Source organism: Rhodococcus sp. ACS1 (assembly GCF_002300155.1).
GTDB classification, from domain to species: domain Bacteria; phylum Actinomycetota; class Actinomycetes; order Mycobacteriales; family Mycobacteriaceae; genus Rhodococcus_F; species Rhodococcus_F koreensis.
In genome coordinates, this window is the sequence record NZ_NSDZ01000009.1 from 86,460 (window position 1) to 100,336 (window position 13,877).

The window sequence follows — 13,877 nt, forward strand, 5'->3', positions numbered from 1 at the left end:
GCGTCGGGGTACCGGGGGTGGCGATCGAGGGTCATCGTGGCTCTTCTTTTCTCTTCTACAGCCAGCGCTGTCGTTTGAACACCGCGAACAGGGCGAGGGAGGTGATCAGCATCAGGGCCAGCGCGACCGGGTAGCCGGTGGCCCAGTGCAGTTCGGGCATGTGGTCGAAGTTCATCCCGTAGATGGTGCCGACCAGGGTGGGGGCGAACAGGATCGCCGCCCAGGCGGAGATCTTCTTGACCTCCTCGTTCTGGGCGACGCTGGCCTCGGTGAGGTGATGCATCTCCGCGTTCTGTTGCTGCCCGACCAAAGTGGCGTGCACGGTCAGCGCGGTCTGCAGGTGCGCCCGGAAGGAATCGGCCCGCTCACAGATCCGCAGGGTGTGGTCGTGCACGTCGCGCAGGTGCCGCTGCAGTTCCAGGTCGACGTGATATTTCTCCGACCCGCGTTGCAGGGCCTCGAGCATGCCCACCAAAGGGTGGGTGGCGCGCTGGAAGGCAATCACCTCGCTGGAGAGGTCGTAGATCCGGCGGGCGACGGATTCGTCACCGGTGAACAGCTGGTCCTCGATCTCGTCGATGTCGTTCTCGAGGCCGGCGATGACCGGTTCGTATTCGTCGACGACCTGGTCCAAGATGGCGTACAGCACCGCCTCCGGGCCCAGGCGCAGCAAGGCCGGGGTTTGTTCCATGCGGTGGCGCACCAGTGCCAGGTGGGGCGATTCCGCGTGACGGATGGTGACGACGAAGTCGGGTCCGACGAACACGTGCAGCTCTCCGAACTCGACCTTCTCCACGTCGTCGAGATACCGGGCCGGGCGCAGCACCACGAACAGGGTGTTGTCGTAGCGTTCGAGTTTGGCCCGCTGGTGGGCCGTGACGGCGTCCTCGATCGCCAGGTGGTGCAGCGCGAATTCGCGGGCCACCGAGTCGATTTCGTCCAGACCGGGCCGGTACAGTCCGATCCAGGCCATCCCCTCCCGGGCTCGCAGGATCTCGTAGGTGCTCTCGAGCGTGTCCGGGCTCGCGGCCCTCACACCCTCCACATAGACCGCGTTGTCCACGATGGTCATGTCCACCCCCCATTTCCGGCCGCGCTGTCGCACCACCGATCCGCCCCCCGCGCCGCCGCACCGCACCGCACGCTGGGGCGCGGTGTCGATGTCCCACCCGGCCGGTGTGCTCCGGACGAATACCTCAGCGAGGCAACGCTCTCGATGGGATCACCTTCTTTGCGTGGGCCGGGTAGTCGGCGACGGGGACTAGGCGGTGCGACCGCCGCGGGTGCGGTGGTCGCGGCGGGGGTGGTGGCCGAGTGCGAGCGCGACGATCTCGGCGACGCCGGGATCGTCGACCAGGTAGACCATGCGCCGACCCTCCCGACGGGCACGCACCAGCCCGGCGAGCTTGAGCTTGGCGAGGTGCTGGCTGACGGCGGCGACGGTCTGACCGACCTCGGTGGCGAGCGTGCCGACGTCCCGTTCGCCCTCGCACAGCAGCCAGATGATGTGCAGGCGGGCGGTGGCAGCGAGCATGCCGAACAGGGCGGCACTCGCGTGCAGCTCGGCCGCCGCAATCGGTGCCCGCGGCGGCGACACGTCCTCGGTCACATCATCCTCCAACTGTGGGTAGCGTGGCACACCCATAATCCTTGCGCAATTGATTGACTTTTCCGACTCGCCAGCATGCTGCTGCCGATGCTGCCGTCCAGCTGATGGGGCAGAACCTGCTCTACGAGACCACCCAGCTCGCGCTGCCCTTCGACCGCATCGACCCCGACTACCCCCGCACCCCGCGCCGCTTCCAACCGGCCGGCTGGCCCGTTTCGCGGTGGTGTTCGGCCTGCTCAGCTCGATCTTCGACCTTGCCACCTTCGGGGTGTTGTGGTGGATCCTGCACGCCGACACCGCCACCGACCAGGCGATCTTCCACACCCGACTGGTCGTCAAAGGCCTGCTGTCCCAGGGCCTCGTCGTGCTCGTGCTCCGATCCCGACACGGTCTCCGCGCGGCGGCGCCGCCGGGCCCCGTGCCGGCCGCGGTCGTCACCGTTATCGTCGCCGGCCTGGCGCTGCCCTTCCTGCCCGTCGCGCACTGGACCGGGCTGACACCGCTGCCCACGGTGTTTTCTCCCGTGGCTGGCGCTGATCCTCGCCACCTACCTGGCGACCGCCCACGCCCTCGAGAGCAGATGGGTCCGCACCCAGCCCAGCTACCCGTGACCTACGGTTGCCCGACGGCCGTCTGAAAGGGTGCGTGCAGGAGGGCGAGGGAGCGACGACCGTCGTGGCCGCCACACCGCACTCCCGCACGATCCAGATCGCCGCGACAGCCACCCCGCCCGTTCGGACCACCGGGCGGAAATACCGGCGATCGATCACGCCGCCAGCTCACAATGGCGGCCGGTGAACTCGACGAGTCGCGGGCCGCGGTGTGCACCCGGAGGCCAAGGCCAAGGCCAGAGGACTAGGGTGCGAGAACAATTGTCAGGGAGGCCAGCTCGAGCGCGGCCGCGCAGGGGTCGGGCCGCGGGGCGTGGGAGCGGTTCTGAACGTGCCACGTGAGTGTTCCGTTCGCTGCGGCGGACACCGCGCAGCTTCCCGGGTCACGCGGGTCGCGGGTGGAGAAGCCGTTTGCGGTGATCGTCGTCCCGAGCGCCTCACGGCTGAGGACCACGTGTTCGGTCTCGAATCCGTCCTGGAGTGCACGGTGCCACAGTTGCAGCAGCGAGTCCTGCTCGGAGAAGGCGAAGGTGAGGTCCGTTTCGCCGTCTGCGGTCTTTGCATTCCAGACGCAGGTGGGCGGAGTCAGCTGAGAGGTAAGCTCCTCGGCCCCGACAGCCTGCGTGATCTGCTCGTCGGTCAACGGCTCGCAGCGAGCGAGCGGACTGGTGACTGCCGCGGCCGCGGGTGCCTCATCCGGCGTAGGATCCGCGGAACATCCCGCCAGCAGTACGACCGCCGCGACGACGGACACTCCAGTGCCGCAAGCTGAGAAGGCGGTCACAGACTGCTCCATTCGTCCAGATCATCAGATGTCGGATGCTCCGTTTGCGGTCCGGACTCGCAGGAGACCTCGGTGCGCTCCCCGGTTGACGTCATCCGATCCATCTTCGCATCCCGTGGACGATCGAGGGCTCGTCGAGTCGCTACCTCTGCCACGTAATGACCGTTACGGCACCCTCGCCGACGCACTGCTCGACTAACTTGAGGCGATGGCTTATGCACGCTCGGGTCGGACGACTTCCCCAGGCCGGTCGGCGACGAAGTGTGTTTACCGCGATTATCTGAGGCCTTGGGTGTGACCCGCCTCGCCTTTTTCGTGTGAGTTCGTGGACGGCTTCCGAATCAATGGCACGATCTGACGAGGTGCGAAACCGGGCAGCGTGGCGCGCAGCACAGCCCGCCGCCGGCGGCGGAGATCGAGTTCGGCCAGACGCCTGACCGAGATTCCGAGACCGTACTGCGGGCTGGTGCTTTCGGTCAGGGGCAGGGGTCGGGTGACGTCGTCGGCCAGGATCGAGCGTAGGGTGTCGAAGTCCTTCTCCTTCTAGACACGTCGTGACCGCCACCTCACCGCTGATCGGACGTGGGTTCTACTCCCGGGTCGGTATCGCCGGTCTCCGGTGTGGGTTCTTTGCGGAGGTGACGGGGATTCTTGGTTTGGTCGGGTGGCCGGTGCCGATCCATACAAAAGTTTGTATACTCGTGGTGTGAAGAACATCCAGTTCATGGGTACCGCGCTGGAGGATCTTCGTGGATTCCCCGGTGCGGTTCGTCGTCAGTGCGGTTATCAACTCGACCGCGTTCAGCAGGGGCTCGAGCCGACGGACTGGAAGCCGATGGTGAGTGTGGGTTCTGGTGTGCGGGAGATACGGGTACGCGATCGATCGGGAGCTTTCCGTGTCATCTACGTGGCGAAGTTGGCAGACCGGGTGGTTGTACTGCACTGCTTCCAGAAGAAGACTCAGAAAACGTCGGCGGCGGACTTGGCTACCGCGACGAAGCGGTACCAGCAGGTGATAGCGGGTGGCGGGAAGGGTGAGCAGTGATGAGCGATGAAATCTTCGACAGCGTGTGGGATGCGATCGAGGACACTCCGCAGGAGGCGGAGAACATGCGGCTGCGGTCGACTCTGTTGATTGCGCTGTCTCGGCGTATCGAGACCGAAGGGTGGACCCAGAAGGATGCGGCTGCCCGGCTTGGTGTGACCCAGCCGCGGGTGTCGGATCTGATTCGAGGAAAGATCGACCTGTTCAGTCTGGATGCTTTGGTCAACATGGTGTCGGCCGCCGGACTTCACGTCGATATGACGGTGAGTGCTGCCGCGTAGCACTTGAAGCCTCGTCCGAGGCTGTACGGGGGTTTCGGGTCGGGCGGTCTGGGTCGGGGAAGGGTTGGCGGATTTCGCTGGGCGTGTCCGCTGGTCTGCTGCCGGGGTTTCTTCTGCCGTTCGTGGATCCAGGTTTCGAGGTTCTGGCCGGCGGTGTGGGCGCGGGTGTATTCGTCGTCGTTGAGCCGGATGGGATGCGGTGGGCGGGGCCTGGGGTGGGCCTGCGGGCGAGTTCGCGTCTGAGGTGCTCACGCATCTCGCTAATGCGTAGGGATGCAAGCTCGGTGAGGATCTTCAGCGCCGGTGGAGGCGGGGTCGTCGAGCAGGGCCAGGAGTAGGTGGTCGGTGCCGATTTCCTCGTGTCCGGGCAGGGCGGTCTGGTGCAGGCTGCCCTCGAGGACCTTCTTCGTCTTCGCCGGTGTTCGGGATGTGCCCCGCTGCCGGGGCGGCGGATTCCAGCGGTCGTCGCAACACGCATGGTTTGGCAGAAGCATAGTCAGCTCCGATTGCACCTTGACGTCGGACGAGATCCACGGAACCGCACTGAGCACCCTGTCCTCGGATTCTCTACGGACCGGTGCACAACGTGTGCGCGAGGAGATCAAAAGATGTCTGCCCCGGCGTCAGCAGTTCGTCAGCCCCGTCACCCGAAACCGGTGCCGCCATCGGGTGATGGGGTAGGCGCGGGATTGGGTCGCCAGTGCCGGCGCGTAGATGGCGTACACGAATATTCCGACCAGCGTGAGTGTGATCGTCACGAGCAGGACCATGGGGACGTCATCGAGCGTGACGGTGGTGAGTGCCGCCGCGAATAGTGCGGCTGGGAGCATTGTCAGTGCCAGGGCCTCTCACCAGCGAGCCTGGTGCGGGCGCCTGAAGTTGCCGAGCTGCAGATGCGCCGCGGCACGAACTCGGGGTCCGGGCGGCGGGTTCGCAGTCCTCCAGCGGTCCGTGCCGTCGAAGACGCGAGTGGTGGTGCACTCGCCGTCAGGCCATTCTTTGTGCGCATCGATCACCGCGCATTCCTGTCACTGAACTGGGCAGAGGGCACGTCCCTGTGACGGCGGAAGGGTCACGCCCGCAACGCGATACGGTCCACACCACGTCCAGTCAGCTCAGACAATGGGGGATGCCATGACCGAGAATGCGGCAACCATGCCGCCGCTCGGGAAGGTTCTGACGGCCGACGAGGTCGCCCGGTTCGTGGCGCGGGTTGCGTACCCCACCAGCCCGGTGGTGCTGGGACGAGGAACTGGCTCTGGTCGCGCCGGCGCGGGCTTACGGTGATTGGCGGGGTGTGCTGGGTCTGCCGGATCTGGCGGAGAAGGCGCGCACGCTTCTGCCCGAGACGACCGTCGGCAGCGCCGCGGCCGACACCGATTCCGATTCCGATTCCGGATCCGGCGCGTAGCGACCGCCCCCGCCCCGGCTCGGTTCCCGGTCGCGGTCGCCTGAAGGGTGAGAGGGTGCGGGGTATGACATTCCGGCTGCCCACCACCCTCGCCATGGACTCGGATGCTGCGGCGATCACGGCACTGACGAGGTATTACGACCGCCCGTATCTGGGCGACGACGCCTACGTCGGCGCGCACTTCGACGCCTGGTCCAGCACCGGGGACCGGGTGGGGGAGGTGGACCGGTTCACCGCGGACGATCTGGTCGCGGCGGGTGTTCCTGTCGGCGGTAGGTCCCACCGAAAGCGGCGCGGGCGATCCTGGACACTCAGGCGGAGGCGCTGAATGCCCTCCTGACGGCGGTGGGCCCGGCTCGGGACCTGGTTTCGACGAACCGGACACCGCCTCTGCCCTCGAGGTGGCCTGAACGAGGTCTCCCGATCCAGGACGGTTCAATTTCACCCGCAGCGGGTGAGACCCCCGTCGGCACCAAGCCCTAGCCTCGAAAAGGGTCGGGTGGCCGAGGAGTGAGAAATGCCAGGACTTCTCCGCGGAGTTGCCCGCACCGCCGTGGTGGCCGGTACCGCGACCGTCGTGTCCAATCGGGTCTCGCGCCGTCAGGGTCGACGGTGGGCCGCCGAACAGCCTGCTTCACAGTATCAATCAGCACCGGCATCAATCAGCACCGGCGCAGCAGTTCCCCCCGCAGCCGACGCCCCCACCGGCGCCGGGGGTCGACCGGATCTCCGCTCTGAAACAACTCGGCGAACTCCGCGATCACGGGGTGCTGACCGATCAGGAGTTCAACACCGAGAAGGCCGGGATCCTGGCCTCCTAACCGCATCATCGAGTGGACGGAGCGCCGCTAATGGACGGCTTCTGGGATTTCTTCTGGTTCGTCACCGTCACTTTCCTGTTCGTGGCATACCTGATGGTGCTGTTTCAGATCATCACCGACCTGTTCCGGGACCACCAGATGTCCGGGTGGCTCAAGGCCCTGTGGGTCGTGTTCTTGTTCCTGATCCCCTTCCTGTCGGCACTGATCTACCTGATCGTGCGGAACGAGGGCATGACCAAGCGGTCCGCGGCGGCCTTCCACCAGGTCAAGCAGGCCCAGGACAGCTACATCCGGGAGGTGGCCGGGCAGTCTCCGGCTCAGCAGATCGCGGATGCGAAGGCGCTGCTCGACTCCGGCGTGATCACCGAACCGGAGTTTCAAGCGATCAAGTCCAAGTCACTGGTGTAACGGCGGCGCCGGTCCCGGTTCGGCTCCTGGGCTGGGCTGGGCTGGGCTGGGTGGCGCGGCGGCGGTCCTGGCGGTGTTTCCACTGTTCGCCAGGCCGCCCGATTCCGTTCGGTCTTCGAGAGGGGAACGATTCGCATGAGCGACGCCACCAGGCATACCTGCATCGAATACGACGTCGACGGATTGAACTGGAGAACGCGGGCGTTGTGTCGGGATGGTCACTTCGACCAACTTTTTGTACGGGGTGCAGCCCAACGCAAGGCCGCGCTCCTGTGTCGGCACTGCCCGGTGCTGATGGAGTGCGGTGCGTATGCGCTCGACAAGCGTGTCGAGTTCGGGGTGTGGGGTGGCATGACGGAACGCCAGCGGCGGGCACTGCTCAAACAGAATCCCGAGGTCGTGTCCTGGTCCGCCTTTCTCGGCCCTCGGACCTGACGATCGTCCGTGTAAGCGACATGGGCAGTGTCCGGTGCGATCACATCGCAGGGCCCGGACTTCCTCGTGTCCGTTGACAGCCGTCATGGTCACCGGGTTTCACGAAGGCGATTTCGACCCACCTCCTCCAACAGGTGGTTCGGGTGCGCAGTGGGCCGGGCGGCCCCACTGGATCCGGTACCGATGAGTGTGTAGGGCGCAATTACGGCGCCCGAGCCGTAGCCCTCGGAATCGAGGGCGGCCGTGTACGCGCGCGGCACTTCCTTGCGTTGTCGCGGGCAGACGAGGGGACATCCCCACCAACACGGACGAGGCAATGGCGCGGCTCGACGCCACCACCAGGGTCTGGCACCGCTGGTTTGGCCGCGCGCTTCTCCGACCCGTCGCGCCTCGAACAGGAAATGCGGATAAGCGGAGACGAGACGGGCGGGCGCCTAGCTGCCCTCCGCGTATGGACTGAGGTCGTGACGGCTCGAGCACGTGCCCCGGCCCGTCGGGGTCACTCGGCGTTGCCGGTGGGGAAGTAGACCGTTCCGTCGCTGCCTACGCATCCTCCCTGGACTGGTCCCGGCCCGAAGGTGCCGTTGACCTGGCCGGTTCCACCGCCGGGGTTCGATCCGACTCCTGCCCCGCCGACTCCGACTGCGCCGCACGTGTAGCTGTTGGAATCGCCCTGGTCGTTGTGAAACTGAACTTGCGTCCCTGGTGTGTTCGGATCGCCGTGCATGTTCGGGGCGGCCGTTGCGACGCCCGGAGCCGTGAACAAGGCGATGGCGGCCGCTGCGATGACCGCACGCCTGGTGATCGTTGTCATGGGTGGTCACTCTCGATTCCATTCCAGCCGACACCCGGTATGGGAGTCGTGACTGTCGCTCGCCGAGCGGGCGCGTCCAGCGCCGTCATCCGGTGGTGGACCCCATTATCCTCCCGTGGCTATCCTCCCGTGGAGGACGGCGAGATACCCCTGATGTCCGGCCTGGAGGCCCGGGCGGCCGGAACGTTCCGTAGATGGCGATGTAGTCGTGATCGAGGAACCAGTCCCAATAGGTGTTCGACGTGATGTCGGCCCGCTCGAAGGGGTCGGTGCGCAGATTGAACAGCTTGGGTACCCGCAGCGCGGTGAACGGCTCCGCCCACAGCCCCAGGGTGCCCTGCGCCCGCTGCTCCATGAACACGCTCTTCCAGTTGTCGAACCGGATGCCCAGCACGTCGCAGTCGCCGGAGAAAAGACCATTCCCCGGCGCGGCGACGTGTCGACCTCCCCGGTGAGGTAGGGGAGCAGGTTGTAGCACGCTGATGAGCCACACCGCGCATGGCCGACCCGCTACTCCGCGACTTGATGGCGGCAACATTCCGTCGAATCCGACAACACAGATGTGAACAGTGATGCCATCGCCCAATCCAAGGACTTTTGCCCCCCGTGTTTACAAAAACTCGATTGCGGAAAAGCGCACCCGAGGAGGTGCACACCATGACCACCGAACAGTGTGTCAGCGATACCGACGGCACAGGCCAGGCCGCCATGCCCATCCATACACAGACGCTCCACGACCTGGTCGCGGCGATGTGTTCCGTCGACACCAGCGACGGGCCACTCGACCTCGACGCGGTGGCACGGATCCGGCAACACCAGTTCGACGACTGGATCCTCGCCGCCGCCCGCTCCGGCTTCCTTACCGCGCGCGAGATCGACACGCTCGTGCAGTCCTGGCACGCCGACCCCCGGTCGCTGTTCGACGCCCTCCTCGCCAACTCCGACGACCTCACCCGGAGGCGCTACCAAGCGATCTGGAACTCACTGGGCACGCTCGCCGCAGTCGAGTACGCCTGACGCATCCCCCGCAGACACCGCGGAACCAGCCTCGCTGTCGGTTCGCGCGCGGCATGCACATAACCGTGACGGTCGAATTCTTCCGCCGCGCGCTGCAATAGCGCGTTTCGGTTCAGTTGTGCCCGCATCCGGTAATGGTGTCGACTCTTCTCAGGTACCCCGCCGACATGGGGTACCCCACGGCGAGGAGGGGTCAAGCGCGCCGGCGCATCGGGCCCCGCGACGGCGTGAAGCGAGCTCCGAATTTCGGATACATGCTGATCAGGGCGGTGGCTCGGCTCCGACCTGGTGAGCCAGGCCCGTCGGGACCCGGCCCCGTGACCGCGTCACCACAGCCCGCGCCTGGCGTTACGATCAGGCCATGGGACTGGGCGCCGTGGCGCGAGCGCTGATACGGGCCGCCTCCCGGCTCGTTCGTTTCCCGTTCCACCTGGTCGACGACGTGGTGCTGCCGGTGATCTTCGACGAGCAGGCGCCGGTGCGGCGGGCGTACGGGAAGTTCCTCCTCGACTGCGACGGTGCCGCGGCGTACCTCCTTGCCGACGACACGGCGGCGGTACACGCCACCTTCCTCCGTCGACGCAGCGCCGCCTTCCAAGACGCGATCGCCCGCCACCCCAGTAACATCCACACCGAAACCGACGTCGTGATGGTGCACCACCGGGCACGCTTTCGAGAACGCCGCCGCGCCACCCACCCGGCAACTCACCAACCCTCCCGCCCCGGTAACAGCCCCCGGGACTGAGGCATGTGACGGAAATCGATGCGCCTGCACGACCGTCCCGTCCTGTTCGATGCGGTCCGGCCCGGGGTGAGCTGTCAGCAAATCGATTGGGTGGCCCGGGCAGTGATCACCGAGGCCGGGTACGGGCCGCAGTTCTTTCATCGCACCGGACACGGGATCGGGGTCACCACCCACGAGCCCCCGTACATCGTCGAGGGTGAGGAGAAGACACTCGTTCCCGGCATGTGCTTTTCGATCGAGCCGGGGATCTATCTCGCCGGCCGGTTCGGGATTCGCATCGAGGACATCGTCACAGTCACCGAGACCGGGGGACGGCGCCTGAACAACACCGGCCGCGATCTGCGGACCGTCGACTAGCCGGACCGTATGCCGCATCGACCAGGAGCGCGAGTTGTGCACCACCGCAGCACTTCGACCAGGACGGCACCGCGGTTGCGCCGGCACCGGGAGGCACGCGCGATGACAGGTCAGCGCGGGGCGGCGGGATCCGCCGACAGGGCAGGAGCATGAGAGCGATGGACCTGAGAGAACGCATCAGCGGTCTGATGCCGCAGGCACGGGAGGAACTCGCCGAACTCGTCGCCATCAGATCCGTGGCGGACCCGCGCCGTACCCACCCGAAGTATGCCGACACGCCGCCGACTGGGTGCACACGAAAAGCTTCCGGAGCACCGCTTCAAGCGCACCGACGGACCGGCCTACCGGGCCCTCGATGCCGACATGCACGACGTGTACGGTCGGCCCATGGCACTGCTGGGGCAGGGCGGGTCGGATCCCACTGTGCAAGGTCTTCGCCGACACCTACCCCGCCGCCGAGATAGTTCCGATGGGCGTCGAGGAACCACAAGCGCTGATTCACGCACCCAACGAGAGCGTCGACCCCACCGAAATCGCGGCAATGTCCCTCGTCGAGGTCCGCTTCCTCCAGGTCTACGCGGAACACACAACTGGCCGCAACGGAGGTGAGGGGGAACTCGCCGATCACCTCCAGGCACCGAGGATGGGCGAGTCGGTACCCGTCAGACCGGAATACCCACGACGGCTCGCGGTATGCGGTAAACGGTCGGCGTTTTCTGGTCCGGGGTGCGGTCTGTCGGTGGGGATCGGGATGGTGTGGATGTGTTGTCCGCGCACGTTTTCGTGCTCTGCCGACGATCACCTCTGCCATTGCAGGTCGGGTGTCTCGCAGTGGGCGCTGCACGGATCGGGAACCCCGCCGGGCGCCGATCTGCACCCATGACGCCCTGTGTCAGGGCGGCAGTCACCGCCCGGGCGAGGAGGTCCTCGCCCGACTCTCCGGGTGCGGCGAGAGCGCCGCGATCGTCGTCCGGTGGGAACACTCGCGTCAATTCTCGGCGGGTTCGGGTCTGGCAGTTCCGCGAGTCTGCCCGCGCCTGATCTGCTCTTCGGTCAGTAGCGTCCGCTGCCCGGCGAGCCTGAGAACCTGATCGAACAGCCCCGTGAATCGGTCCGGCGGTTGATCGGTCGCGGCGGCCGACTTCATCTGTGGAACAAGTGATTCGAGCTCTTCTTCACGCTCGGTGATCATTCGGGCGAGGACATCGGAGCGGAGTTCTTCGAGCCAGTCGAACGACCAGGGAGGAGGGGGGTCGCGCCTGCGCAGGCGTGTTAGCTGTCGTAGCTCCGCAAACGTCCACATATCGTGCGTACCTTTCACGAGACCGACGAAACCGACCACGCAGCTTTCGCCCTGCGGCCCGGCTCCTCCCTCACGCCGCCCTTGACGGGCTAACCGCCTTCGAGGGTGGCACATGCGACAGCGTGACCGTCTCCGTGACGCGCCGGTGATGGAGGCGCACGTGCTGCCGCGGATCGCGGACTCCGGGGGCGGTGGGTTCAGGTCGTCCGGGCCCCGGCTACGACCGCCTGATCACCCTATTGACCTGTGCGCCGTGGTCGTCGTGGGGGAGAGAAGAGTCCGCCCGATCCCGACCATTTTCGATCCGGTGCGGTCCGTCGGTCCCGTAGCGTAAAAAGATGGGTCTCGATCGTGTGGTCCTCGACTTGCCCCGACTTTTGACAGGCGACGCAGCACTGGAAGTGGCCGCCGCCGAACTCCGCGAGCGCGGGGTCACCGGCTGGCGGGGACTGCAGCTGCGCACCACCGAAACCACCGGTACCGCGGTGATCCGCCGATTCACCTTCACCTACTGGTGCCCCACGGCCGTCCCGTCTGCCCATCGGGTCCACTACACCAGCCTGTGGGCGCGCCTCGAGGCCGGCGAGCGCCTGGCCCTGCTCAGACTCGCCGCGAGCGCCGGGGTCACCGACACCATGGCACGGTTCCTCATGCGCGTCGGCGGCCCCGGCTTCCTCCTCGACCAACCGGGCGGCACCTGCCGGATTCCCCTCAGCTTCCGGGTGTTTCTCCACGCGATGGCAACCGAACCCGCCGGCACCCGGGTGCCACCCGCACCGGTGAGCACACCGGCTCGGTAGGCGGCGGAGTGTTCGTTTCGGCTGCTCGATGAGGGTTACGACGAGTCCGGACGAAAACTTCTGGCTCGGCAGGCGCGGTCGGGTGTTGTCGTTTTCCGGCGCATCCTGGGTCGCGGATGGGAAACTGTGCGTGCTGGGACGAGGCATTTCGCATGCCCGCAGGCGCAGATATTGCGCCGATGTTGTATCGCTGCGGTCGTCAGAAGCGAGGTCGAAGCAGTGACCGGCATTGATTTCGACGACGTCGGGCCCATCGACTACCTGGTCGTGGAGTTTCCGGCCGACCACCCGCCCGACGGCTCGGCTCTTCCCCTGCTGCTCGACCTGGTCGAAAGAAAGATCATCCGGGTACTCGACCTGGTTTTCGTCCGGAAAGGCGCCGACGGATCGCTCGCCGGGATCGCCGTCGAGGATCTCGGCTTCACCGGGACCGTCGATGTGACGCTGTTCGCCGAGGCATCGTCGGGCCTGATCGACCGTGTGGACCTCGAGCAGGCGGCGGCCGTCCTCGAACCGGGCTGCGCCGGAGCGATCCTGGTGTACGAGAACCGCTGGGCCGCACCGTTCGCGTCCGCGCTACGCCGTGAAGGCGCCCAACTCGTCGCATCGGGACGGATCCCCGTCCAGGGCATCCTGGCGGCGCTCGATGCTCTCGATGGCCCCATCTGAATATTCGTGAGGAGCACATCATGCCCGGACTTCTCCGCGGAATTGCCCGCACCGCCGTGGTCGCGGGAACCGCGGCCACCGTGTCCAACCGAGTCTCGCGGCGGCAAGGCCGCCGCTGGGGCGCGGGCGAGTCGCCGCCGCCGGCGGCGCCCGCGCCGGCGCCCGCCCCACCGGCGTCGCCGCCGCCCGCAGGCGGTGTCGATCGTCTGACCGCCCTGAAGCAACTCGGGGAACTGCACAAGCAGGGGGTCCTCACCGACGACGAGTTCAACGCCGAGAAGGCCAAGATCCTGGCCTCCTGACCCGGAGAATCACCGAGTAGACGGAGCACCGACAATGGACAGTTTCTGGGAGTTCTTCTGGTTCGTCATCGTCTCCTTCTTGTTCGTGTCCTACCTGATGGTGCTGTTTCAGATCATCACCGACCTGTTCCGTGACCATCAGATGTCCGGGTGGCTCAAGGCGCTGTGGCTGCTGTTTCTGTTCCTGATCCCGTTCCTGTCGGCGCTGATCTACCTGATCGTGCGTAACGAGGGCATGACCGAGCGGTCCGCGGCCGCCTTCGCGCAGGTCAAACAGGCTCAGGACACCCACATCCGGGACGTCGCGGGCACGGGCACGAGCGAGTCCCCGGCCCAGCTGATCGCCGACGCCAAGGCGCTGCTCGATTCGGGGGCGATCACCCCGCAGGAGTTCGAGACCCTCAAGAGCAGAGCGCTGACCTAGCACCGAAAGGCGCCGAGGCACAGCCCTTCTCACACCCCGCA

The 13,877-nt window shown here is 66.4% G+C and carries 20 protein-coding genes and 3 pseudogenes; 15 read left to right on the plus strand and 8 right to left on the minus strand.

All coding sequences use genetic code 11. From position 1 onward, the window contains the following. Positions 1–55 precede the first annotated feature (55 nt). Both CJ179_RS37815 and CJ179_RS37820 read right to left on the minus strand, forming a co-directional pair. Entirely contained in the window at positions 56–1,072 is a 1,017-nt protein-coding gene (locus tag CJ179_RS37815) for a magnesium and cobalt transport protein CorA (RefSeq protein WP_095864935.1), read from the minus strand. Between the two features lie 189 nt (positions 1,073–1,261). Then, a complete protein-coding gene (locus CJ179_RS37820) occupies positions 1,262–1,639 on the minus strand; it encodes a metalloregulator ArsR/SmtB family transcription factor (RefSeq protein WP_257015999.1) in 378 nt (125 codons plus the stop codon). Between the two features lie 19 nt (positions 1,640–1,658). Here CJ179_RS37820 and CJ179_RS37825 point away from each other — a divergent pair, with 19 nt between their 5' ends. Then, the gene (locus CJ179_RS37825) at positions 1,659–2,246 is read left to right on the plus strand and encodes a cation transporting ATPase C-terminal domain-containing protein (RefSeq protein ID WP_373560182.1); all 588 of its coding nucleotides are present in this window, start codon (positions 1,659–1,661) and stop codon (positions 2,244–2,246) included. A gap of 218 nt (positions 2,247–2,464) precedes the next feature. Here CJ179_RS37825 and CJ179_RS37830 read toward each other — a convergent pair whose 3' ends face one another. Further along, positions 2,465–3,004 carry a DUF3558 family protein gene (locus tag CJ179_RS37830; protein ID WP_179377819.1) on the minus strand — a complete coding sequence of 180 codons (540 nt, stop codon included), beginning with the start codon at positions 3,002–3,004 and terminating at the stop codon, positions 2,465–2,467. Between the two features lie 706 nt (positions 3,005–3,710). Here CJ179_RS37830 and CJ179_RS37835 point away from each other — a divergent pair. Both CJ179_RS37835 and CJ179_RS37840 read left to right on the plus strand, forming a co-directional pair. After that, positions 3,711–4,049 (plus strand): type II toxin-antitoxin system RelE/ParE family toxin, encoded by a 339-nt coding sequence (locus CJ179_RS37835; RefSeq protein WP_257016000.1) that lies wholly within the window; start codon positions 3,711–3,713, stop codon positions 4,047–4,049. Further along, complete coding sequence (locus CJ179_RS37840; protein WP_095864906.1) at positions 4,049–4,330, plus strand: helix-turn-helix domain-containing protein; 282 nt, start codon at positions 4,049–4,051, stop codon at positions 4,328–4,330. Before CJ179_RS37835 ends, CJ179_RS37840 begins: the two co-directional genes overlap by 1 nt. A gap of 260 nt (positions 4,331–4,590) precedes the next feature. Here CJ179_RS37840 and CJ179_RS53385 read toward each other — a convergent pair whose 3' ends face one another. Beyond that, on the minus strand, positions 4,591–4,824 hold the full coding sequence (locus CJ179_RS53385) for a Clp protease N-terminal domain-containing protein (RefSeq protein ID WP_257016001.1): 234 nt from the start codon (positions 4,822–4,824) through the stop codon (positions 4,591–4,593). Positions 4,825–4,953: 129 nt separating this feature from the next. Beyond that, entirely contained in the window at positions 4,954–5,160 is a 207-nt protein-coding gene (locus CJ179_RS37850; RefSeq protein WP_179377820.1) for a hypothetical protein, read from the minus strand. 383 nt (positions 5,161–5,543) lie between these two features. Between CJ179_RS37850 and CJ179_RS37855 the strand changes: the two genes are divergently transcribed. The 5 genes and pseudogenes from CJ179_RS37855 to CJ179_RS37875 all read left to right on the plus strand — a co-directional run bounded on the left by CJ179_RS37855 (position 5,544) and on the right by CJ179_RS37875 (position 7,405). After that, on the plus strand, positions 5,544–5,741 hold the full coding sequence (locus tag CJ179_RS37855; protein ID WP_257016002.1) for a hypothetical protein: 198 nt from the start codon (positions 5,544–5,546) through the stop codon (positions 5,739–5,741). A 64-nt stretch (positions 5,742–5,805) separates the two neighbouring features. Further along, positions 5,806–6,069 (plus strand): DUF6308 family protein, encoded by a 264-nt coding sequence (locus tag CJ179_RS37860; protein ID WP_257016003.1) that lies wholly within the window; start codon positions 5,806–5,808, stop codon positions 6,067–6,069. Positions 6,070–6,258: 189 nt separating this feature from the next. Beyond that, a pseudogene (locus CJ179_RS37865) lies at positions 6,259–6,562 on the plus strand (SHOCT domain-containing protein). Positions 6,563–6,592: 30 nt separating this feature from the next. Next, positions 6,593–6,970 carry an SHOCT domain-containing protein gene (locus tag CJ179_RS37870; protein ID WP_095864907.1) on the plus strand — a complete coding sequence of 126 codons (378 nt, stop codon included), beginning with the start codon at positions 6,593–6,595 and terminating at the stop codon, positions 6,968–6,970. 135 nt (positions 6,971–7,105) lie between these two features. Next, a complete protein-coding gene (locus CJ179_RS37875) occupies positions 7,106–7,405 on the plus strand; it encodes a WhiB family transcriptional regulator (protein WP_095864869.1) in 300 nt (99 codons plus the stop codon). Between the two features lie 499 nt (positions 7,406–7,904). Here the strand turns inward: CJ179_RS37875 and CJ179_RS37880 are convergent, their stop codons facing one another. Together CJ179_RS37880 and CJ179_RS37885 are read right to left on the minus strand one after the other, a co-directional pair. Continuing rightward, on the minus strand, positions 7,905–8,219 hold the full coding sequence (locus tag CJ179_RS37880; RefSeq protein WP_095864908.1) for a hypothetical protein: 315 nt from the start codon (positions 8,217–8,219) through the stop codon (positions 7,905–7,907). 85 nt (positions 8,220–8,304) lie between these two features. After that, positions 8,305–8,693: pseudogene (locus CJ179_RS37885) on the minus strand (hypothetical protein); the annotation flags it as partial. Positions 8,694–8,876: 183 nt separating this feature from the next. Between CJ179_RS37885 and CJ179_RS37890 the strand changes: the two are divergent. The 3 genes and pseudogenes from CJ179_RS37890 to CJ179_RS37900 form a co-directional block, all read left to right on the plus strand. After that, the gene (locus tag CJ179_RS37890) at positions 8,877–9,236 is read left to right on the plus strand and encodes a hypothetical protein (RefSeq protein ID WP_095864937.1); all 360 of its coding nucleotides are present in this window, start codon (positions 8,877–8,879) and stop codon (positions 9,234–9,236) included. A 361-nt stretch (positions 9,237–9,597) separates the two neighbouring features. Next, positions 9,598–9,981, plus strand: a complete 384-nt coding sequence (locus tag CJ179_RS37895; protein WP_095864909.1) for a hypothetical protein — start codon at positions 9,598–9,600, stop codon at positions 9,979–9,981. Between the two features lie 51 nt (positions 9,982–10,032). After that, positions 10,033–10,338 (plus strand): annotated as a pseudogene (locus tag CJ179_RS37900) (M24 family metallopeptidase); the annotation flags it as partial. A gap of 988 nt (positions 10,339–11,326) precedes the next feature. Here CJ179_RS37900 and CJ179_RS50960 read toward each other — a convergent pair. After that, the gene (locus CJ179_RS50960) at positions 11,327–11,680 is read right to left on the minus strand and encodes a hypothetical protein (protein ID WP_143548987.1); all 354 of its coding nucleotides are present in this window, start codon (positions 11,678–11,680) and stop codon (positions 11,327–11,329) included. Between the two features lie 299 nt (positions 11,681–11,979). Here CJ179_RS50960 and CJ179_RS37915 point away from each other — a divergent pair, with 299 nt between their 5' ends. From CJ179_RS37915 to CJ179_RS37930, 4 genes are all read left to right on the plus strand, one after another. After that, positions 11,980–12,441, plus strand: a complete 462-nt coding sequence (locus tag CJ179_RS37915; RefSeq protein WP_095864911.1) for a hypothetical protein — start codon at positions 11,980–11,982, stop codon at positions 12,439–12,441. A gap of 219 nt (positions 12,442–12,660) precedes the next feature. Beyond that, positions 12,661–13,110, plus strand: coding sequence for a DUF6325 family protein (locus CJ179_RS37920; RefSeq protein ID WP_095864912.1), 450 nt, complete (start codon positions 12,661–12,663; stop codon positions 13,108–13,110). A 20-nt stretch (positions 13,111–13,130) separates the two neighbouring features. Beyond that, positions 13,131–13,412: an SHOCT domain-containing protein gene (locus CJ179_RS37925; protein WP_095864913.1), complete on the plus strand. Its 282-nt coding sequence runs from the start codon at positions 13,131–13,133 to the stop codon at positions 13,410–13,412. A 34-nt stretch (positions 13,413–13,446) separates the two neighbouring features. Further along, complete coding sequence (locus CJ179_RS37930; RefSeq protein WP_095864914.1) at positions 13,447–13,836, plus strand: SHOCT domain-containing protein; 390 nt, start codon at positions 13,447–13,449, stop codon at positions 13,834–13,836. Positions 13,837–13,877 lie beyond the last annotated feature (41 nt).